Raw genomic sequence first — 21235 nt, 5'->3', positions numbered from 1 at the left:
GGTTTCGGCAATGACGGATTTTGAGCCGCTCTGGCAAAAGGGTACACTAAGGCCTTTCTGCTTATTACGCTACCCGACGTTATTCCGATCAAAGACTTTTTTATGAAACTGCTTATTCGTCCCGCCCCGGAAGTGGCCATCAAGAGTAAACCCGTTCGCCAGCAGCAAATGCGCCAGTTGCGGCAGAATATTCGTAAGTTGCTGTCCCGGCTGGACCCTGAGATTCGGGTGGACGGCAGTTGGGACCGGGTGGATGTGGAGGTTCCCGATGGCCGCAGCCTGGCCGGCACGGTGATCGATGAGCTGACCCGTATACCGGGGATTTCCACCATCCAGGAAATCGGCGTCTTCCCCTTTGTCGACATGGACGATGTCGGCGAAAAGGCGGTGCACGCTTACGCGGAACGCCTTGCGGGCAAAACCTTTGCTGTGCGGGCCCGGCGCCATGGCAGTCATTCGTTCCGGTCCATTGATCTTGAACGCTCGGTGGGTGCCGCATTGCTCCAGGCTTCCGATGCCCGGGGCGTTGACCTGAAGAATCCGGACCTGGAAGTGCGCATCGAGCTCAACGAGGAGCAGTTCCACATTGCCCATCGCCGCCACGAAGGCCTGGGGGGCTACCCGCTGGGTACTGTGGAAACGGTGATGACTCTGGTATCTGGCGGCTATGACTCTTCCGTTGCGGCCTACCTGATGATGCGCCGGGGCATTCGCAGCCACTTCCTGTTCTTCAATCTGGGCGGCACCGCCCACGAAGTAGGTGTTCGCCAGGTGGTGCATTACCTGTGGCAACGCTACGGCGCCTCCCATGGCGTGAAGTTCATTTCGGTACCCTTTGAAGGCGTGGTGGCCGAGATCATGCAATCCGTGAATCACCGGCATTGGGGGGTGGTACTGAAACGCCAGATGCTCAGGGCTGCGGCTGAGATTGCCCGGGATTACACTGCCACCGGCCTGGTAATGGGCGATGCCGTCGCGCAGGTATCCAGCCAGACCCTGACCAACCTGAACGTGGTGGACCGCGCCAGTGACGAGGTGGTGCTACGCCCGCTGATTGCCATGGACAAGCAGGAGATTATCCGCATTGCCAAAGAGATCGGCACCGAGCCCTTCGCCCGGACCATGCCGGAGTACTGCGGGGTTATTTCCAGCAAGCCGGTGACCCGTGCCAAGCTGCACCGGGTTGAGGAAGAAGAAGCCAACATGAATCCGGAGGTGCTGGCGCAGGCGATTGCCAATCAGCAGGGCACCATGGTCAGCCAGTTGCTGGACACCATCACCACACCGGAAGAAGTGGAGCTGGTGCAGACCCCTGCGGTGGAAGACGTGATCATCGATGTGCGACACCCGTCGGAAGAAGAACGTTCGCCACTGACACTGACCAACAACGAGATCCTGAAAATCCCGTTCTACGAACTTAACCAGCAGATTTCTGTTCTGCCCGCCAACCGCCAGTACCTGCTGTACTGTGACCGGGGCACCATGAGCCGGATGCACGCCGGTCACCTGAAGGCGGAAGGGCACGGCAATGTGAAAGTCTACACGCCTGCCGCCTGACTCAGCCCGCTAATCCTTTGAAAAACTGCTGGACGTTCTCGCTGAGGGCGTCCAGGTCATAGCCGCCTTCCTGCACCACCAGCGTTGGCAGCCCCAGTTGGCGTATGTGGGTGCTCAGCCGGCAGAAGCCTTCAGAGGATACCGACACCTTGGCCTGGGGGTCGTTTTTGTAGATGTCAAAGCCCAGGGTCAGGATCAGCACATCCGGCTGGTATAGCCGGATTGCGGCCAGGGCCTCTTCAACCTTGGCAAAGAAATCGTCTTCGCTGGCGCCGTGGGGCATCGGCATATTGATGTTGTAACCGTAGCCGTCGCCCTCACCCCGTTCATCCTCGAAACCACTGACCACCGGATAAAAGTTGGTGGGATCGCCATGAATGGAGATGTACAGCACGTCGCTGCGGTCGTAGAAAATCTCCTGTATGCCCTGGCCGTGGTGCATGTCGGTATCGAGAATGACCGTGCGTGGGAACCGGCTTTTCATGTGCTCGGCGGCGATGGCCGCGTTGTTCAGATAACAGAAGCCCCCGGCTGCGTCTTTACGGGCATGGTGGCCCGGTGGGCGACACACGGCATAGGATGTGCGTTCCCCGGCAATCAGGGCATCTGCTGCTCCCAGGGCAGTCTGGGCTGACCAGTAAGCTGCTTTCCAGGTGTTCTCGCCAATCGGGCAACTGCCGTCCGCCAGATAGCAGGCGGCCTCCGCCAATATGCCGCGCATGGCATTTGGGGAACGCACGAAGATATTGGACATCACCTCATCGCCCCAGTCCTCGTTCTCCATCCAGCGACGATGGGCAGACTCCAGAAACCGGAGGTAGCCCAGGTCATGGACCTTTGAAATGGGCGCTGCGCCCTGATCCGCCGGTTGCAGAACCGGGATTCCCATGGCTTTTAGCCCTTCCAGCATCTGGCTGGTGCGGTCGGGAACCTCCTGAGGCTGACGCATCTGACCACGGGTGAAATACGTTTTGGGAATATGCAGATCCTGCGCCGGATGAAAAAATGCCTTCATTGAACCGCCTCCTCGGGAGTCTGGAAATACTCTTCCGAGTATAGGCAGTGACACTGAGGGGTCAACGAATCGCCGGCCGCGTTTTTTACACGCTGCCTTTACAGGCCGGCGATCAGCATCCACTATGAAAGACGTTCCAATACACCCGCGCCCCGTCGCACCCGGGCGCACCCAGGTTATTGAAGAGGAGCCGAAATGATCGAGTCACCACTGCTGAAAAACCTGACAGGCTACATCGGTGGGCGCTGGACCGACAGTGCCGGCGGTAACACCTTTGATGTGTTCAATCCAGCCACCGGCGAAGTGGTTGCCAAAGTGCCGTCCATGTCAGAGCAGGATGTGCTGGATGCCGTCGAAGCAGGCAAGTCTGCGCTCCGGCTCACCAACCCCTGGCCCATCGAAACCCGGCGCAAGTGGCTGGAAGACATTCGCGATGGTTTAAAAGAGCATCGCGAGGAAATTGGCCGAATCCTGTGCATGGAGCACGGCAAGCCGTTGAAGGAAGCCCAGGGCGAGGTGGACTACGCTGCGGGTTTCTTCGATTACTGCGCCAAACACGTCAACGCCCTGGATGCCCATACCATCCCGGAGAAGCCCAAGGATTGCACCTGGACCGTTCATTACCGGCCTGTTGGTGTGACCGGCCTGATCGTGCCCTGGAATTTTCCCATTGGCATGATAGCCAAAAAGCTCTCGGCTGCCCTGGCGGCCGGCTGCCCGTCTGTGATCAAGCCGGCCAGTGAAACGCCGCTGACGATGGTGGCCTTCTTCAGCGTGATGGACAAGCTTGGGCTGCCGGATGGCATGGTCAATCTGGTCATGGGCAAGGCCAGCATGATCGGCAAGGTGCTGTGCGAGCACAAAGACGTGCCGATGCTCAGCTTTACCGGTTCCACCGAAGTGGGGCGCCGGTTGATTCTCGATACGGCGGAGCAGGTGAAAAAACTGGCGCTGGAGCTGGGCGGTAATGCACCGTTCATCGTCTTTGATGACGCCGACCTGGACGCTGCCGCCGACAACCTGATCGCCAACAAATTCCGTGGTGGTGGCCAGACCTGTGTGTGTGCCAACCGGATTTTCGTGCACGAAAAGGTGGCGGAGGAGTTTGGCCAGAAGCTGGCTGAGAGGGTCAACAAGATGACCGTTGGCGATGGCATGAAAGACGGCGTCGACATTGGCCCGCTGGTTAACCAGGCCGGTTTCGACAAGGTCAAACGCCACCTCGAAGATGCCCTGGAGAAAGGCGGCAAACTGGTGGCCGGCAAGCAGCCGGCGGAGTTGGGCAAGGGTCTGTTTTTCCCGCCCACAGTGGTATTGGGCGTAAATCGTGAGATGTGTTGTTATCAGGAGGAAACCTTCGGCCCGCTGGTGCCCATGGCTCTGTTCCGCACTGAGGAAGAAGTCATTGATGCCGGTAATGACACCGAGTTCGGCCTGGCGTCCTACGTGTTCACCGCCGATGCCGAGCGTGCCCAGCGGGTCGCCGCTGGCCTGCGCTTTGGCCACGTTGGCTGGAACACTGGAACTGGCCCCACGCCGGAAGCGCCTTTTGGTGGCATGAAAGCCTCCGGTATTGGCCGTGAAGGTGGTCTGGAAGGCCTGTTCGAGTTTGTGGAAGCGCAGACGGTGCCCAGAGGTTTCTGATCATCAACCTCAAAACGGCAGAAAGGCGAGCCGAGGCTCGCCTTTCTGCATTTCAGAGCCGGACCTCAGGGCGTCAGGATCACCTTGACGCTGTCATCCACATCGGCGGAGTCGATGTAGCCAATGGCGCCAGGCGTGGAAGCGACCTGGGCCTTCATGGCAGAGGCATTGCCCGCTTCTTCCGGCGGTTGGCCGCGGCCGGTGAACACCTGCTGAGACCAGAAGGCCTTCAGCTGGGCATCGTTGCGGCCAGTGACCTTGCTGTGGAACTCGGCGCGGGTGGCGTCTCCTTCCGGTAGCTCGAACGGCTTGGCGTTCTGGCCATCGGGAAGGGCCTTGCTGCGGTTCAGGTACAGGTCGCGAACCTCGTTGGAGGCAATGTTATCCGGGCCGCTGGGATGACCAATTACCACAACATCGGCTTGGGCCAGGGGGCTTGCCAGCAAGCTGGCCGCAAAAATCAGGCTTAGCTTTTTCATGGGGCCTCCTTAGAATGCCGATTCGAGTTTCAGGGTGTAGACATTGGTACTGTTGGTACCGGAAGTCAGAATGTAGCTAGGGTTCAGGTTGCCAGTGCCCTTATCAAAACCGCGAGAATGAGTGATGTCAGCCTTGATTGCGACGCCCGGAGTGATGTCCCAGCGTGTACCAACACTGTAATCTTCGCGCTGGAAGTTCAGGATTGATTCGGGAGCCAGGATGGTTCCGCCGGATGTGGTTACAAAGCCAAGACGCTCGTCATCATCCTTGCTCTCTACCCAGCCGAGAGCGATGTAAGGCGTCCAGCTGCCGAATCGGTGGCCGATTGATAGGTAAGCAGAATCAGTGTCAGCGAACTTGCCATCAACTTCTACGCGGGTCAGTTCACCGATGATTTGCCAGTTGCCATTATCATAGCTGGCTCCAATACCGTAGAAGTTGCCGCGATCACCGTCGGCAAGCACAGTATTTACATCGGCGCCTGCGGGTGCTTGAGCGGCTAGCCTTGTCGCATCAATATCCGCCTCAGCGGTTGCCGCAATACCGCGAACCGTCCAGACGTAATCCGTCCAGGTCAGGTTCAGGCCGGCAATGTTGCGCAGTTGCACATCACCCGAGTTACCGTCTTCGTCGGTAAAGCCGGTGAAGAAGTTGGCGTTCAGTGAGGAGTTATCGAAGTTCCAGTTGTAACTGGCATCGGCGCCCACGTAGCTGGTCACCGCAATCGGGCCGTAAACACTCTGGGGAGGGCGTGCCCAGGGTTGAGCATAGCCGACTTCCAGGGAGTCGGAATACATGAAGAAGGGCAGGCGCATCTTACCGGCGCGCAGTTGCAGGTTGTTGGTGGGGCGGTGGCTCAGGTAGGCCCATTCCACTTTGGGCTCCCAGTCATCGGCGCCGCGGCCAACCAGCTGCATCACAATCTGGCTCTTCTGGGTAACGTCAAAGGTACCCTGAAGCGCGAACAGGCTCAGGTCTTTTACTTCGGACTCTTCGGTGATGCCGGCGTAACCTGCGTCGTTACTGGCACGTGCATAACCGGTGCTGAAAAAGCCGTTAAACCGGACGCCGGTGTTGCGGGCAGAGTTCAGCTGCTGCTGCATGGCGTTCAGCTGTTGCTGCATGCGCTCGAGGGTTTGCTCGGTGTCTTGTGCCATGACAGGCGTGGCGGTAATCGCCAACGCCAGGGGCGCGACGGAGAACAGTCTCTTCATCAGGTACATCCTAGTCTTTGGTTGGGTATTAAACGCGGAACTGGCCGGCAACGCTCTGCAATCCATTACTGACGTCCTGGATCTTGCGGCTGACGTTGTCCAGCTCATCGGTACTTTCCATCACCGCCTCGGCGTTGCGATGCATATCGCCCATATGGCCGGTGACTTCGCTGAAAGTGGTGCTCTGCTCATAGGTGGCAGCGGCAATTTGCTCGTTCAGCTCGCTGATCTGCTGAACGTTTTCAAGGATCTTGCTCAGGACTTCGCCGGACTCAGTCGTGGCATCAACGCCCTCACGGGCCATTTCCACACTGCCCTTCATCGACGTAACGGCGTTGCCTGACAACTTGGACAACTCTGAAATCACTTGCTGGATTTCTTCGGTCGCTTTATGGGTGCGCACGGCCAGTCCTCGCACTTCATCGGCTACCACTGCAAAGCCGCGACCGTGCTCGCCGGCGCGGGCAGCTTCAATGGCGGCATTCAGTGCCAACAGGTTGGTCTGTTCGGCAACGGTCTGGATGGTCTCCAGCAGGCCGCCCACCTTCACGGAGAACTCATCAAACTGGTTTACCAGGCTGGCGGTTTTTTCGATCTCGGCCATCAGTTCCCGGATGGTGCTGATATTGCTGTTGACCTTTTGCTGACCGGCAGTGGCAAATTTTGCAGCGTCTTGAGTCTGGTCAGACGCGGACGAGGCAAAGCCCGCCACTTCTTCAACGCTCTTGACCAGTTCTTCAACGGAGTTTCGGGTTGAGGATATGGCCTGGGCCTGCTGGCTGATGCGCCCCAGGTTGGTCCGGCTGGTGCCGGCCAGGTGCGAGGCAACGTTGTTAAGTTCACCAATATCCTGCTGGATCGTTGCGAAAGACCCGTGAAGTTTCTCAACGAACTTGTTGAATTGGTTCACCAGTGCCCGGAGTTCATCCTTGCCCTCGTAATGAATACGGGAGGTAAGGTCTCCTTCGCCTGAGGCCATGTTGCGCAGAGAGCTGATGATCTGGTTCAGGCTGTTTGAGATCGAGCGGCCGATAATCAGGCTCAGGGTGACCAGGGCAATCAATGCCACCACCAGAATGACCAGGGACACTGTGCCAGCCTCACTGGAGGCGGCCGTGGTGTTGTCAATGGCCTGGATCAGGCGTGCTTCCATGGTGCTGCGCATGGAGTCCAGGTCATTCCGCAGCTTTTCCAGACGATTGGCGTTGGCGGATGCCTCCTGGCCGATTCGGTTGAAATCGGCGGTGCCCTCAATAATGGCCGTGGCGATGCGCGTTGCGTTACCGTAATAGGTCTCGAGGTCTCTGCTCAGGCTGGTTGCCTGTTGGCTTAAGCCTGGGTTGAGCGCAGCGATCTTGCGGAGATTGGCTGCAATCTCATCTTTCAGATTACGGGTGGCAGCCAGTTGTTGGTCGTCGCCGGTGGTGACCGCACTATTGATCTGATTTTCGATCAGCTGTAACCGCCCCTGATTGATGGTGGACAACTCAAGAGATGGATAGAGCTGGTCGCGCACCTCGGTCAAGCGCTCGGAGTTGTTGCGTTCGGTGATAATGGAAAACGTCTGGCTGACCACAAAGGCGGTAACGGCAACCACAACCAGCAGGGCCAGTTTGTGAGAAATTTTGAGTGATGAGAGCATGTTGTCAGTCCCTGCTGGTCAGTCCTAAGACTTTAGTCGGCCGGCATTCTAGGTTGTTTTTTGAACGCCTGACACAGAATTAATGTGTCAGTGTGTTAAAGGGTGTATCGGCTGAAACGCCACTCTCTTGAAGGTTACTCGTTGAAATTTCAGGTGGTATACCCGTTTATAGGTAGGGTCTCAGGACAAAGGACGTAGTTGATCAGGCCTGATACAATGCCCTGTAAATTTAAACAGTGATGAAGTCTATCTCCATGGATGTCTCCCACATTATCGACCCCCTGAACGACGCCCAGCGCGAGGCCGTTACTGCCCAGAACGATCACCTGCTGGTGCTGGCCGGCGCGGGCAGTGGTAAAACCCGTGTACTGGTGCACCGCATTGCCTGGCTGATGACGGTAGACCGGGTACCGCCCACCGGTATCCTGGCGGTGACCTTTACCAACAAGGCCGCCAAGGAGATGCGCTACCGCATCGAGGAGATGATGAACATTCCCTCCCGCGGGTTATGGTTCGGTACCTTTCACGGCATTGCCCACCGCCTGCTGCGCTCCCACTGGAAAGACGCCGGCCTGCCGGAGAACTTCCAGGTGCTGGACAGTGACGACCAGCTGCGCATGATCAAACGGGTGATGCGGGAGTTCCAGATTGATGAAAGCCAGTGGCCGCCCAAGCAGGCCCAGTGGTTTATCAACAGTCAGAAAGACGAAGGCCTGCGGGCGGATCACATCCAGGAAAACCCGGGCGATCACTTCACCAGCACCATGCTGAAAATCTACCGCCAGTACGAAAAGCTCTGCCAACAAGGCGGGCTGGTGGATTTTGGCGAGCTGCTGCTGCGCTCCCACGAACTGTGGTTGCACCGGCCGGAACTGCTGAAGCATTACCAGCAGCGTTTTCAGCATATTCTGGTGGACGAGTTCCAGGACACCAACACCATTCAATACGCCTGGCTGCAGGTGCTGGCCAGCAACCGGGTGCCGCTGACCGTGGTGGGTGACGACGACCAGTCGATTTACGGCTGGCGTGGCGCCAAGATTGAGAACATCCAGCAGTACCAGCGGGACTTTCCCAATGCCCGGCTGGTGCGCCTGGAGCAGAACTACCGCTCCACCCAGATGATCCTGAAGGCTGCCAACTCTGTGATCGCCAACAACCAGGGCCGTTTGGGCAAGGAATTGTGGACCGACGGCCCTGATGGCGAGCCGATCAGCCTGTACGCGGCGTTCAACGAGCAGGATGAAGCCAATTACATTGCCGATTCCATCAATGCCTGGGTCAGCGACGGCAACCTGCGCAGCGAATCGGCCATTCTGTACCGCTCCAACGCCCAGTCCCGGGTGCTGGAAGAGGCGCTGATGCGCCAGGGCATTCCCTACCGGGTATATGGCGGCCTGCGCTTCTACGACCGCCAGGAAATCCGCAACGCCCTGGCTTACCTGCGCCTGGTGCAGTACCACCGGGACGACGCTGCCTTTGAACGGGTAGTCAATATCCCCACCCGGGGCATCGGCGCCAAGAGCCTGGCGGAGTTGCGGGAATACGCCACCGAGCAAGGCATTTCCCTGTGGGAGTCCGCCGAGCGCCTGCTGGCGGCGGGCCAGGTTAAAGGCCGGGCCAAAACCGGGTTGCAGTCGTTTATGGACATCATCAACGGCTTGTCTGAAATGGTCGGTGAGGCGTCATTGCAGGGCCTGATGAAGCAGGCCATCGAGGCCAGTGGTCTGAAGGACTACCACGCCAGCGAAAAAGGCGAGAAGGGCCAGGCGAGGGTAGAGAACCTGGAAGAACTGGTGAACGCATTGTCGGATTTCGAGGTGGAAGAAGGTGTCGACCCGCTGGCGGAATTCATCGCCCAGGCAGCCCTGGACGCCGGCGAAGCCCAGGCCGATGCCCATGAAGACAGCGTGCAGTTGATGACCCTGCACTCGGCCAAGGGCCTGGAATTCCCGCTGGTGTTCCTGGCGGGCGTGGAGGAAGGTTTGTTCCCCCACAGCATGTCACTGGAAGAGCCTGGGCGCATGGAAGAAGAGCGGCGCCTGGCTTACGTGGGCATTACCCGGGCGATGAAAAAGCTGGTACTCACTTACGCGGAATCGCGCCGTTTGTACGGGCAGGAAAAGTTCCACGCGCTGTCGCGGTTTGTGCGGGAGATCCCGGCGGATTGCCTGCAGGAAGTCCGATTACGCAATACGGTGACGCGCCCGGCCATGGTGGGCCGCCCCAATGAAAGCATGTTCAGCCAGGACTCCGCCCAGCAGTCGGGTTTCAGTCTGGGGCAGCGGGTGCGTCATCCGAAGTTTGGGGAGGGCATCGTGATGAACTCCGAGGGGACCGGGCATCACACTCGCGTGCAGGTGAACTTTGATGAGGGGGCCAAGTGGCTGGTTCTGGCCTATGCACCTTTGGAAGCCTGCTAGTTCAGGAGTTTTGCACAGGGTTGGGTAGGCCTTTCCAAAACACGCTCCTTCGGCACATCCATGTGACGCTTGGGCTCCGCCATCCATGGCTCCGCACAGTTTTGGAAAGGCCTACCCAACCCTGCGCCCCAAGTAATGTGCTGGCCTCCGTTACATAAGAACCGCGTAAATCACACCCGCCAATGCGATGCGGTAGAGAACGTAGGGCCACATGCCTACCTTGTTCAGCCACTTCAGGAAGAAATGAATGGCGGTGATCGCCATGATAAACGCCGTTACACCACCGACCAGAAACCCGGTCCAGTCCACGGTAATATCAGACGTCGCAGCCTCCAGAAGCTTCACCGCCGAAGCCAGCGCGGTAATCGGAATCGCCAGCAAAAAGGAAAACCGGGATGCCGTCTGTCGGCTCATGCCCAGCAGCAGGCCGGCGGTGATGGTGGCGCCGGAGCGGGAGGTGCCGGGGATGAGGGCCAGGGCCTGTGCGCAGCCTACCAGCAGGGCATCCTTCCAGGTCAGTGAATCCAGGGGCCGGCCTTTGTTCGGGCGCCAGTCGGCCCAGCCCAGGAGCAGGCCAAAGATCAGGGTGGTGAAGAAAATCACTTCCACCGCCCGCAGTTCGTTGTCGATCATGTCCAGCAAGGCCAGCCCGGCCAGGCCCGCAGGGATGGTGCCGATCACCAGGAACCAGGCCATATTGCCCTGACCAATCATCTGGCGCTTGCCCAGAGATAACAGTCCGTCCCGGGTGATGGCGAAAACGTCTTTGCGGAAATAAAGCACCACCGCCAGCAGGGTGCCTACGTGAACGGACAGGTCAAAGCCGACACCCTGGTCAGTCCACTCGAAAAAGGCGGGGATAAGGATCAGGTGGCCGGAGCTGGAGATGGGTAGGAACTCGGTCAGCCCCTGAAGAATGCCGAGAAAAAACGCCTGAAAAAAGTCCATGTGGTCCTGTCCGTCTGGTGGGAGAAATCTCTCCCGGTTTGCCAGCGGGCGATAGTATCAGGCGAGGGCGGGGCTGAACAGGCGGTGTGGATTACCCGCAGGACAGGAGCCCTTGCGGGTAATGTTTATCTTGCTCAGGCAGGAAAGTGGCCGCGGGTCTTGTTGGCGATGCGAACCAGCATGAGCATCAAGGGTACTTCCACCAGCACCCCCACAACGGTCGCCAGCGCGGCACCCGATTGCAGGCCGAACAGGGCAATCGCGGCCGCCACCGCCAATTCAAAGAAATTGCTGGCACCTATCATGGCGCCGGGCGCGGCAATGCAGTGGCGTACCTTCCAAAGCTTTGCCCAACCGTAGGCGATGAAAAAGATCAGCACCGTCTGGATGATCAACGGCACGGCAATCAGGGCAATGTGCAACGGGTTCTGCAGAATGACTTCACCCTGGAAGGCAAACAGCAGTACCAGGGTGACGATCAGGGCTGCCGGGGTTACCGGCCCCAGGCGTTTCATGAATACGTCGTCGTACCAGCGCTGGCCGTGGCGGGCAATCAGGATGCGGCGTGTGAAATAGCCGGCGGTCAGCGGAATCACAATATACAGCAGTACCGATATCAGGACGGTATCCCAGGGTACCTGGATATCCGAAATCCCCAGCAGGAACACCACAATCGGCGCAAAGGCAAACAGCATGATGATGTCGTTCAGGGACACCTGTACCAAGGTGTAGGCGGCGTCACCACGGGTCAGGTAACTCCAGACAAACACCATGGCAGTGCACGGAGCAGCACCCAGCAATATGGCGCCGGCCAGGTATTCACTCGCCAGTTCTGGTGCGATGAAGGGCTCAAACACCACCATCAAAAAGAACCAGGCGATGGCAAACATGGTGAAGGGCTTGATCAGCCAGTTCACCGTGGTGGTAATGGCCAACCCTTTTGGTTCTTTTCTCACGCCGACAATGGCACTGAAATCAATCTGGGCCATCATCGGGAAAATCATCGCCCAGATCAGAATGGCGATGGGGATAGACACCTGGGCATACTCAAACCGGGACAGGGTTTCCGGCACGGAGGGCGCCATTTGGCCCAGGGCTACGCCGACAACAATCGCCAGGGCTACCCAGACAGACAGGTAGCGCTCGAAAACACCCATGCCGCCGGATGAAGCCTCCGCGGCCAGCTCGTTACTGCTCATTGCACTTCCTTATATGGAACGTTGGTTCACGCGCTTGGACAATTGTTCTGCACTTTCCCTGCGCTCGGAATAACGATCGGTCAGGTAATCGCTGCGGTCCCGCACCAGCAGGGTGAACTTTACCAGCTCTTCCATGACATCCACGATGCGGTCGTAGTAAGCCGACGGCTTCATGCGGTCGTTGTCATCGAATTCCATGAATGCTTTGGGCACCGAGGACTGATTCGGAATGGTCAGCATCCGCATCCACCGGCCCAGCACCCGCAACTGGTTCACCGCGTTGAACGACTGGGAGCCACCGCACACCTGCATCACGGCCAGGGTTTTGCCCTGGGTGGGGCGCACAGCGCCCAGGGACAGGGGAATCCAGTCGATCTGGGTTTTCATGATGCCGGTCATGGCACCGTGCCGCTCCGGGGAGCACCACACCATGCCTTCACTCCATTGCACCAGTTCCCGCAGCTCCTGAACTTTGGGGTGGCTGGCGTCTTCGGCGTCGGCCAGGGGCAGGCCGCGCGGGTTGAAGATGCGGGTTTCCGCGCCCATGGCGTCCAGCAACCGGGCGGCTTCTTCCACCGCAAGGCGGCTGAAGGATCGTTCCCGCAGGGAGCCGTACAGCAACAGTATTCGGGCTGGGTGCTCTGAAGGGGGCGCCGAGAATACCCTGCCGGTTGTCGGGGTCTCGAACAGGTCGGCGTCAACGTTGGGAAGGTTCTGGAGGTTCATGATTCCGGTTTGGTCCTTTACGACATCGTCTTGTCACACTATTATGCATAAAATTAGATATTCGTAAAAACGTATATTTGGGGATGTGGATATGAAGCGCCGAGTTCTGTTTATCTGTACCGCAAACAGTGCCCGTTCCATCATGGCAGAGGCCTTGCTGCGGCACATGGCCGGAGACCAGTTTGAAGTGGCCAGCGCCGGCACCCAGCCCACAGAGCCGCATCTGCTGGCGTTGCAGGTATTGTCCGAGGCCGGTATTGCCACCGAAGGGCTGTTTAGCAAACAGCTGGCCGAGCTGAAGGGCCAGTACTGGGACTACGTGATCACCCTTTGTGAAAAAGCCGCCCGGGAATGCACAGCCGCTTGTCAGGGTGCCCAGCAGATTGCCTGGGACTTTCCGGACCCGGCAGAGACCAATCGCCACGCCACCTTTGCCCTGACGTTGAAGGAGCTGAAGGAGCGCATCGGCCTGTTTACCCTGGTGCATCAGAAAGAAACCGGCCTGAAACCCGCCGACTACAGCCCGGTTGCGATCTTCAAGGCCATGGCCGACGACCTGCGCCTGGCCGCCCTGTTACTGATCAAGGATCAGGAAAAGCTGTGCGTATGTGAACTGACCGAAGCCTTCGAGGTGTCGCAACCAAAAGTCAGCCGCCACCTGGCGAGCCTGCGGGATGCCGGGCTTCTGGAAACCGAGCGGCGTGGCCAATGGGTCTATTATTACCTTAACCCCCGGCTACCGGCCTGGGTGGCGCGGGTTCTGGATGAGACCGCCCTGAGTAATGGGGCGTTGATCGAACGCCCCCTGGCGCAATTGCAGGCCATGGCGGATCGCCCGGTTGTGCAGTGCCCCTGATCACTTAACGAGTATACGGATTGCGAAGGTCGCAAGGAGATCACCATGAGCAAGATCAAAGTAGGTATTAACGGATTTGGACGCATTGGCCGGCTGGCGCTGCGGGCTGCCTGGGGCTGGCCGGAACTGGAGTTCGTTGCCATCAATGACCCGGGAACCGACGCGGCAAGCCTCGCGCACCTGCTGAATTTCGACAGTATCCACGGCCGCTGGAGCCATGAAGCCAGTGCCGATGGCGACGACATGGTGATTGACGGTCAGCACCTGCGCGTTACCCGAAATCGGGCCATTTCGGATACCGACTGGTCTGGCTGTGATCTGGTGATTGAAGCCAGCGGCGTGAACAAGAAAGTTGAGGCTTTGCAGGCTTACCTGGACCAGGGGGTGAAGCGGGTGGTGGTCACCGCACCAGTAAAGGAAGCGGGCGCCAAGAACATTGTGATGGGGGTGAACGAACACATCTTCGACCCGGCCACCGATCGGATTATCACCGCAGCCTCCTGCACCACCAACTGCCTGGCCCCGGTGGTCAAAGTGATCCATGAGAAACTGGGCATCAAGCACGGTTCGATCACTACCATACACAGCCTGACCAACACCCAGACCATCATTGATGCGCCTCACAAGGATCTGCGCCGGGCCCGGGCCTGTGGCAGTTCACTGATTCCCACCAGTACCGGTTCTGCCACCGCGATTATCGAGATCTTTCCGGAGCTCAAGGGCCGGCTGGACGGCCACGCGGTGCGGATTCCGCTCACCAACGCATCACTGACTGACTGTGTGTTCGAGGTGGAAAAGCCCACAGATGTGGAGACGGTTAACCGGCTGCTGAAAGAAGCCGCCGAGGGCGAGCTGAAAGACATTCTGGGCTATGAAGAACGTCCACTGGTGTCCATCGATTACAAAACCGACCCCCGTTCATCCATCGTTGATGCGCTGTCCACGTTGGTCATCAACGGCACCCAGGTAAAGATCTACGCCTGGTACGACAACGAGTGGGGTTATGCCAACCGTACCGCCGAGCTGGCGCGCAAGGTGGGCCTGGCTTGATATGAATGCCGCCATTCGCCAGTACCTGGTTATCACCGGCAACTACTGGGCCTTCACTCTCACGGATGGAGCCCTGCGGATGCTGGTGGTACTGCATTTCCACCAGCTGGGTTATTCACCCCTGGAAATTGCCCTGTTGTTCATCTTCTACGAGTTCTTCGGGGTGGTAACCAACCTGGTGGGCGGTTATCTGGGGGCCCGTATGGGCCTGAACCGTACCATGAACATTGGGCTGTTCCTGCAGATTGTGGCGCTGGCCATGCTGGCAGTGCCGGCGGCCATGCTGACCGTGCCCTGGGTGATGGCGGCACAGGCGTTGTCTGGCATCGCCAAAGACCTGAACAAGATGTCCGCCAAGAGCGGTATCAAGCTGCTGGTGCCGGATGAGCAACAGGGCACCCTGTACAAGTGGGTGGCCATTCTCACCGGCTCCAAGAATACCCTGAAAGGGGTGGGCTTCTTCCTTGGCGGTGTGCTGCTTATGGCGGCTGGCTTCAAGGGCGCGGTCATAGTCATGGCGGTGGCTCTGGGGCTGGTGTGGCTGGCAAGTCTGTTCCTGCTCAAACAGGAGCTGGGCAAGAGCAAGGCCAAGCCCAAGTTTACCGACATCCTGTCCAAGAGCCGGGCGATCAACGTACTGTCTGCCGCCCGGATGTTCCTGTTCGGCGCCCGGGATGTGTGGTTTGTGGTGGCGTTACCGGTATACCTGCACACCGTATTTGGCTGGGACCACTGGAAAGTGGGCGGCTTTATGGCGAGCTGGATTATCGGCTATGGCTTTATCCAGACCATCGCCCCCAGGATTACCGGCAATATGGAAGGCAAGAAACCGGCGGTACTCTGGGCGGCGTTCCTGGCACTTATCCCGGCAGCTATTGCCAGTGGCCTGATGGTGGGCTGGTCCCCACAGGTGGTCATTGTCGGGGGGCTGTTGCTGTTCGGCGTGCTGTTTGCCATCAACTCCTCCCTGCACAGCTACCTGATCGTCAGCTACGCCCGGGGCGATGGCGTCTCACTGGATGTGGGGTTCTATTACATGTCCAATGCCGCCGGCCGGTTGTTGGGTACCATCCTGTCCGGTTGGGTGTATCAGGTGTATGGATTGGAAGCCTGTTTGTGGATTTCGGCGGGGCTGGTGGCCATGGCGGCTTTGCTATCAATCATGCTACCTGAACGGCGGCAGGTGGTGGCCTGAGTGGGCGCTAAAAACGCACCACCAGGCCAGCACCGGCTTCCACTTGCAGGTATCCGCTGCTGCGGAACTTGAGCTCACACCCCCCGGAGCAGAACACCGAGCCGCCCGAATTCAGAGCGGTGTAGACACCTCTCAGGTCCAGTCGCAAGCGCAATTGTTCACTCAGGAAAAACTGGTAGCCGCCGCCGAGTGACAGGGCGGCTCGGTGGTGGGTGTCGTAGCGGGAATCGTCCGGCTCCAGCCGGGTAACGCCCAGCACGCCGGAGACAAACCCGCCATGGGTTTTACCGCCCGGAAAGTAGAGCCCGCCGAATTGTAGCTGGTAGATGGTCAGGTCGATGGATCGGGTGCCCGGGGCGAACAGGCCGTTGTCTAGCCGGGCCGAGGTGTTTTGTCGGCCAAAGTAGAGCTCCCCCTGCTTGCCTGCTTCCGGCAGGTCGAAGTTGACCACCAGCCCATGGCTCACGGAATCGCGAAAACGAATCTGGTCATCGGTGCTGGCGCCGGCCGTCTCGATATCCACCGAGCCACCCATGCGGTAACCGACAAACGGTGATAGACCGATGTCCGCTGCCGCTGGCGATGAGGCCAGGGCCAGGGTGAGCGCGACGGCGGTGAGTGTACGAAGGTTCATGGATGCTGTTTCTCGACCGTGGGTTACTGGCAAGATGGTGTGCAATGGTGTAACCATTACAGATTCGGCAGATCCTGCCAATAGGGCTGAACAAACCGTGTAAAAGGGAGGTGTTATGTCTGAACCCCAAGTGGTTGTGATTACCGGTGCCAACCGAGGCATTGGCCTGGAGCTCGCCCGGCATTATGCGGGGCAGGGCTGCGAAGTGATCGGGGTGTGCAGGCAGTCCTCGGATGAACTGTCAGAAGTGGCCAAGCAGGTTATTGAAGGGGTGGATGTCACCACCGATGCCGGTATTGAGAAACTCACGTCGGCGCTTGTGGGCAAGTCCATCAGCCTGCTGATCAATAACGCCGGGCTGTTGCAGGATGAGCAACTGGGTAACATCGATTTCGATTCCATCCGCACCCAGATGGAAATCAACGCCTACGCACCCCTGAGGGTCACCGAAGCCCTGGTGCCGCAAATTCGTGAAGGCGGCAAGATCGCCAACATCACCAGCCGCATGGGTTCCATTGCCGACAACGACTCCGGCGGCCGCTACGGCTATCGCGCCTCCAAGGCGGCCCTCAATGCCTTCGGTAAATCACTAGCCGTGGACCTCAAACCCAGGGGCATTGCGGTGGCTCAGTTGCACCCGGGTTATGTGAAGACCCGAATGGTGAATTTTGGTGGTTTGATCACTCCGGAAGAGTCCGCCAAAGGACTGGCCGAGCGGATTGCCAACCTGAGTCTGGAGAACACCGGTTCGTTCTGGCACAGCAACGGCGAGGAACTGCCCTGGTGAGCCGATTTTGACAGGGTTGTTGCTGGATCAGGTCGGCGTTGGTGCCCTTACCGGCGTGTCACTGGCAGTACCCGCTGGCCGGGTAGTCTGTTTGTCCGGGCCATCCGGCAGCGGTAAAAGCCGGTTATTGCGGGCAGTGGCAGACCTGGAACCCCACGATGGAGAGATTTCCCTGAATGGCACCAGCCAGGGTGCGGTGCCGGCCCATCAATGGCGACGTCAGGTGGTGATGGTGCCGGCGGACAGCCAGTGGTGGTTTGACGAGGTAAGTGCCCACTTTCCCAAAGGGGCAGGTGAGCGTTTGCCTGCCGCTTTGGGGTTCCCTGCGGACGTGATGGGCTGGTCGGTCAGCCGGTTGTCATCCGGTGAGCGGCAGCGGCTGGCGCTTTGGCGGGCTTTGGCCCTGGAGCCACAGACGCTGTTGCTGGATGAGCCGACGGCTAATCTTGATGGCGACAGCACCCTCAACATCGAAAACTGGCTGCTGGACGAGATTCAACGCCAGCAGATTGCAACTTTATGGGTAGCCCACGACCCCGCCCAGATTCACCGCGTGGCGGATGCCCACTATCGGATTCGCGGAACGGCACTGGAGCCCGAACATGGAAGTGATTGATCTGGCCTGGTGGAAGCTGGGGCTGGCGGCGCTGCTGATCCTGGCCTTGGCATTAACCAGTCATATGGCCCGGCTGGGTGTGTCCCGCAGTCTGTTGATTGCCACCGTTCGCACGGTCATCCAACTGGCCCTGATCGGGCTGGTGCTGGAAGCGCTCTTTGCCTCTTCGGCGTTCTACTGGATTGCCCTGCTGGCGTTGATCATGCTGTTGGTGGCGGGTCGGGAGGTGGTGGCGCGACAGGGCCGGCGCCTGCGTGGCTGGTGGGCGTTTGGCATCGGTACCGGAGCCATGTTTGTGTCGTCTTTTACCGTGACCGTACTCGCGCTGACCGTGGTGATTGGCCCCGACCCCTGGTATGCGCCCCAGTACGCCATTCCGCTGTTGGGGATGATGCTGGGCAACACCATGACCGGGGTTAGCCTGGCCCTGGATCGCCTTAATGACTCGGTATGGCGCCAACGGGCGGTGATCGAGAACCGGCTGATGTTGGGACAGACCTGGCAACAGGCACTGGAAGATATCCGCCGGGAAGCCATGCGCAGTGGCATGATGCCGTCCATCAACGCCATGGCCGCGGCCGGGATTGTCAGCCTGCCGGGCATGATGACCGGTCAGATTCTGGCGGGCAGCCCACCGGCGGTGGCGGTGAAATACCAGATTCTTGTAATGCTGATCATCACCGCCGGTACTGGTTTTGGGGCGGTGATGGCGGTGGGTTGGGGTGGTCGCCGGCTGTTCGATGAACGAGAGCGGTTGCGGCTGGATCGTTTGATAGAACCCTGACCGGGCACCAAAGTAGCATGGGTACCCGAGCGGCTTTGGGGCTAGGCTTGGGGCTTCACCAGCAACAAAGACAACAAGATGATCGGCCTACTGCAACGTTATCCACTGCCAGTGATTGTGCTGGCACAACTGTTTGGCACGTCCCTCTGGTTCAGCATCAACGGGGTGTGGTTGTCACTGGCTGGTGAGCTGGGGCTGGCGGAATCGGATCTGGGCCGGCTTACCCTCTCGGTTCAGGCCGGTTTTATTGTCGGTACGCTGACCCTGGCGGTAACCGGGCTGGCCGACCGTTTTGGCGCCAGTCGTATTTTTCTGGTTTCCAGTGTGCTGGGCGCCCTGGCCAATGCCGGTTTTGTACTGGTTGCGGGGGTGTTTCCGGTGGACAGCCTGTTGCGATTCGCCACTGGTCTGTGCCTGGCTGGTATCTACCCCCTGGGCATGAAGCTGGTCATTGCCTGGACGCCCAAGCACGCAGGCGCCGCTTTGGCGTGGCTGGTGGGCATGCTCACGCTGGGGACTGCACTGCCTCATCTGATGCGGGGTGCTACGCTGGGCCTACCGTGGGAATGGCCGTTGCTGGCGGCGTCGGTTCTGGCGCTGGCCGGCGGTTTGCTGGTGTTCCTGCTCGGCGATGGACCGCACCTGCCCAAAGCCAATGGCGGGTTGCCGATTAGCCAAGGGCTGGCCGCCCTGCGAATTCCCCGGTTCCGGGCGGTCGCCGGCGGTTACTTTGGCCACATGTGGGAGCTCTATGCGTTCTGGACTCTGGTGCCGTTACTGATTGCCCGGGAGTTAAACCGCCTGGGGCAGGGTGAGGCGCTGGTGCCCTGGCTATCGTTCGCGGTCATCGGTATCGGCGCGGCCGGCTGTATCGGCGGTGGCCGGCTCAGTCGAACCCGGGGCAGTGAGTGGGTGGCGCGGCGGGCGCTGATGGTCTCCGGGGCGCTGTGCCTGCTGTACCCCTGGTTGAACGGCCTGTCGCCAACACTGCTGATCGCGTTACTGATGATCTGGGGCATTGCCGTGGTGGCGGATTCGCCCCAGTTCTCGGCTCTGGCGGCGGCTACCGCACCGAAAGAAACGGTTGGTTCCTCACTGGCGGTGATGAATGCCGTAGGGTTTGGTCTGACGCTGCCCGCTATCTGGATCACCAGCGGGCTCTGGAGCCCCTGGGGTGTGTGGGTGGCGTTACTGTTGCTGCCGGGCCCGGTGTTCGGATTGCTGTCGCTGGGCCGAGGCAAGGCGCCAGCCTGATACAATAGCCCGATTCCAGCCGCCCCATCTGTAATGGACCGCCATGAACCCGCGAATTCTTCTGTTATCCGCCTATGACGCCGCCAGCCACCGGCGCTGGCGGAACCAGCTGGTGGCGATGTGTCCCGACTATCACTGGCAGACCCTGACGCTTCCTCCCCGGTTCTTCCAGTGGCGCATTCGCGGTAACCCGGTAAGCTGGCTGGCCGAGCCATGCCTGTCACAACCCTGGGACCTGATAATCGCCACGTCCATGGTGGATCTGGCCACCCTGCGGGGCCTGCATCCCCAGCTGGTAACCACTCCGTGCCTGCTCTACATGCATGAAAACCAGTTTGCCTTCCCGGTGAGCGAACAGCAGCAGGGTCGGCTGGAGCCGCAGATGGTGAATCTATACAGCGCGCTGGCGGCAGACGCGGTGGCGTTCAACAGCGCCTGGAACCGGGACAGTTTCTTGCGGGGCGTTGACGCCTTACTGGACAAAATGCCCGATGCGGTGCCGCCGGGGGTGGTGCAGGCATTAACAGAGAAATCCCGGGTGCTGCCTGTGCCGATTGAAGACCGCCTGTTTGTCGACCAGGGGCGCGCGTTGAACTGGCGGTGCCCACATCTGCTCTGGAACCATCGATGGGAATACGATAAGGGGCCAGATCGCTTGCTGGCGTTTTTACAAGCGCTGGCGGGCCGGTCCATGCCCTTTCGTTTGAGTGTGGTGGGGGAGGGCTTCCGCCGTTATCCGGAGGCATTTGACCGGATCCACCAGCAATTTGCCGGTTACATCGAGCACTGGGGTTTTATGGACAGTCGCGATGAGTACGACCGGTTGCTGCGCGAGGCAGACGTTGTTTTGTCCACAGCCTTGCACGACTTCCAGGGCCTGGCGGTGCTGGAAGCTATGGCGTCGGGCTGTGTGGCCCTGGTGCCGGACCGGCTGGCGTACCGGGAATATGTGCCCGAGCCTTGTCGTTACCGGAGTGATGAATCGAGCCCGGAAGCGGAAGCCAGGGCTGCCGTTAGCTGCCTGGAACAGATCATGATGGATAAACCCGCTTCTGCTTCCCCTGATGCCTGGCGGGCGTCTCGGTTGGCGGGGCGTTACCGGGCGCTGCTGGGTGACCTGATAGCTGGCCGTTAGGTTGGTCTGGCGCCAACTTGCGGGCCTCACAGGCCCTGCCTAGACTGGATATTATCCCGCCGTTTCAACAAGGATGGTA

The 21235-nt window shown here is 59.4% G+C and carries 19 protein-coding genes; 11 read left to right on the top strand and 8 right to left on the bottom strand.

Annotated elements, in window-relative coordinates; all coding sequences use genetic code 11:
* Positions 1-102 precede the first annotated feature (102 nt).
* On the top strand, positions 103-1557 hold the full coding sequence (gene thiI / locus FIV08_RS17865) for a tRNA uracil 4-sulfurtransferase ThiI (RefSeq protein WP_152439314.1): 1455 nt from the start codon (positions 103-105) through the stop codon (positions 1555-1557).
* A 1-nt stretch (position 1558) separates the two neighbouring features.
* Here thiI and FIV08_RS17860 read toward each other — a convergent pair whose 3' ends face one another.
* Complete coding sequence (locus FIV08_RS17860) at positions 1559-2572, bottom strand: histone deacetylase family protein (protein WP_152439313.1); 1014 nt, start codon at positions 2570-2572, stop codon at positions 1559-1561.
* 195 nt (positions 2573-2767) lie between these two features.
* Here FIV08_RS17860 and FIV08_RS17855 point away from each other — a divergent pair, with 195 nt between their 5' ends.
* Positions 2768-4216, top strand: coding sequence for an NAD-dependent succinate-semialdehyde dehydrogenase (locus tag FIV08_RS17855; protein ID WP_152439312.1), 1449 nt, complete (start codon positions 2768-2770; stop codon positions 4214-4216).
* Between the two features lie 65 nt (positions 4217-4281).
* Here FIV08_RS17855 and FIV08_RS17850 read toward each other — a convergent pair whose 3' ends face one another.
* From FIV08_RS17850 to FIV08_RS17840, 3 genes are read right to left on the bottom strand one after another with little or no spacing between them, the layout of a single operon-like run.
* Positions 4282-4695, bottom strand: coding sequence for a substrate-binding domain-containing protein (locus FIV08_RS17850; protein ID WP_152439311.1), 414 nt, complete (start codon positions 4693-4695; stop codon positions 4282-4284).
* A 9-nt stretch (positions 4696-4704) separates the two neighbouring features.
* Entirely contained in the window at positions 4705-5910 is a 1206-nt protein-coding gene (locus tag FIV08_RS17845) for a hypothetical protein (RefSeq protein ID WP_152439310.1), read from the bottom strand.
* Positions 5911-5938: 28 nt separating this feature from the next.
* Positions 5939-7552, bottom strand: coding sequence for a methyl-accepting chemotaxis protein (locus FIV08_RS17840; RefSeq protein ID WP_172972298.1), 1614 nt, complete (start codon positions 7550-7552; stop codon positions 5939-5941).
* Positions 7553-7806: 254 nt separating this feature from the next.
* Here FIV08_RS17840 and uvrD point away from each other — a divergent pair, with 254 nt between their 5' ends.
* Positions 7807-9972, top strand: a complete 2166-nt coding sequence (gene uvrD, locus FIV08_RS17835) for a DNA helicase II (protein WP_152439309.1) — start codon at positions 7807-7809, stop codon at positions 9970-9972.
* A 150-nt stretch (positions 9973-10122) separates the two neighbouring features.
* Here uvrD and FIV08_RS17830 read toward each other — a convergent pair whose 3' ends face one another.
* From FIV08_RS17830 to arsH, 3 genes are all read right to left on the bottom strand, one after another.
* On the bottom strand, positions 10123-10920 hold the full coding sequence (locus tag FIV08_RS17830; protein ID WP_152439308.1) for an undecaprenyl-diphosphate phosphatase: 798 nt from the start codon (positions 10918-10920) through the stop codon (positions 10123-10125).
* A gap of 134 nt (positions 10921-11054) precedes the next feature.
* Positions 11055-12119, bottom strand: a complete 1065-nt coding sequence (gene arsB, locus FIV08_RS17825) for an ACR3 family arsenite efflux transporter (RefSeq protein ID WP_152439307.1) — start codon at positions 12117-12119, stop codon at positions 11055-11057.
* Positions 12120-12128: 9 nt separating this feature from the next.
* On the bottom strand, positions 12129-12845 hold the full coding sequence (gene arsH, locus FIV08_RS17820) for an arsenical resistance protein ArsH (RefSeq protein WP_152439306.1): 717 nt from the start codon (positions 12843-12845) through the stop codon (positions 12129-12131).
* Between the two features lie 91 nt (positions 12846-12936).
* Between arsH and FIV08_RS17815 the strand changes: the two genes are divergently transcribed.
* From FIV08_RS17815 to arsJ, 3 genes are read left to right on the top strand one after another with little or no spacing between them, the layout of a single operon-like run.
* Positions 12937-13701 carry a metalloregulator ArsR/SmtB family transcription factor gene (locus FIV08_RS17815; protein ID WP_152439305.1) on the top strand — a complete coding sequence of 255 codons (765 nt, stop codon included), beginning with the start codon at positions 12937-12939 and terminating at the stop codon, positions 13699-13701.
* Between the two features lie 45 nt (positions 13702-13746).
* Positions 13747-14751: an ArsJ-associated glyceraldehyde-3-phosphate dehydrogenase gene (locus FIV08_RS17810; RefSeq protein ID WP_152439304.1), complete on the top strand. Its 1005-nt coding sequence runs from the start codon at positions 13747-13749 to the stop codon at positions 14749-14751.
* A 1-nt stretch (position 14752) separates the two neighbouring features.
* The gene (gene arsJ, locus FIV08_RS17805; RefSeq protein ID WP_072676089.1) at positions 14753-15946 is read left to right on the top strand and encodes an organoarsenical effux MFS transporter ArsJ; all 1194 of its coding nucleotides are present in this window, start codon (positions 14753-14755) and stop codon (positions 15944-15946) included.
* Positions 15947-15953: 7 nt separating this feature from the next.
* On the opposite strand, the gene FIV08_RS17800 is transcribed toward arsJ, so the two are convergent.
* Positions 15954-16580: an outer membrane beta-barrel protein gene (locus FIV08_RS17800; RefSeq protein ID WP_152439303.1), complete on the bottom strand. Its 627-nt coding sequence runs from the start codon at positions 16578-16580 to the stop codon at positions 15954-15956.
* Between the two features lie 115 nt (positions 16581-16695).
* On the opposite strand from FIV08_RS17800, the gene FIV08_RS17795 reads away from it, so the two are divergent.
* From FIV08_RS17795 to FIV08_RS17775, 5 genes are all read left to right on the top strand, one after another.
* Entirely contained in the window at positions 16696-17367 is a 672-nt protein-coding gene (locus tag FIV08_RS17795; RefSeq protein ID WP_152439302.1) for an SDR family oxidoreductase, read from the top strand.
* Between the two features lie 7 nt (positions 17368-17374).
* Positions 17375-17983, top strand: coding sequence for an ABC transporter ATP-binding protein (locus FIV08_RS17790; protein WP_152439301.1), 609 nt, complete (start codon positions 17375-17377; stop codon positions 17981-17983).
* A complete protein-coding gene (locus FIV08_RS17785) occupies positions 17970-18767 on the top strand; it encodes an ABC transporter permease (protein ID WP_152439300.1) in 798 nt (265 codons plus the stop codon). The genes FIV08_RS17790 and FIV08_RS17785 overlap by 14 nt, the downstream gene beginning before the upstream one ends.
* Positions 18768-18845: 78 nt before the next feature.
* Entirely contained in the window at positions 18846-20021 is a 1176-nt protein-coding gene (locus FIV08_RS17780; RefSeq protein WP_152439299.1) for an MFS transporter, read from the top strand.
* A 43-nt stretch (positions 20022-20064) separates the two neighbouring features.
* Complete coding sequence (locus FIV08_RS17775) at positions 20065-21156, top strand: tRNA-queuosine alpha-mannosyltransferase domain-containing protein (RefSeq protein ID WP_152439298.1); 1092 nt, start codon at positions 20065-20067, stop codon at positions 21154-21156.
* The last annotated feature ends 79 nt before the right edge of the window (positions 21157-21235 follow it).

The sequence above is a fragment of the Marinobacter sp. THAF197a genome (assembly GCF_009363275.1).
GTDB lineage: Bacteria > Pseudomonadota > Gammaproteobacteria > Pseudomonadales > Oleiphilaceae > Marinobacter.
Note: the sequence above shows the minus strand (reverse complement) of the source record. Positions and strands in the feature narration are given on the sequence as shown.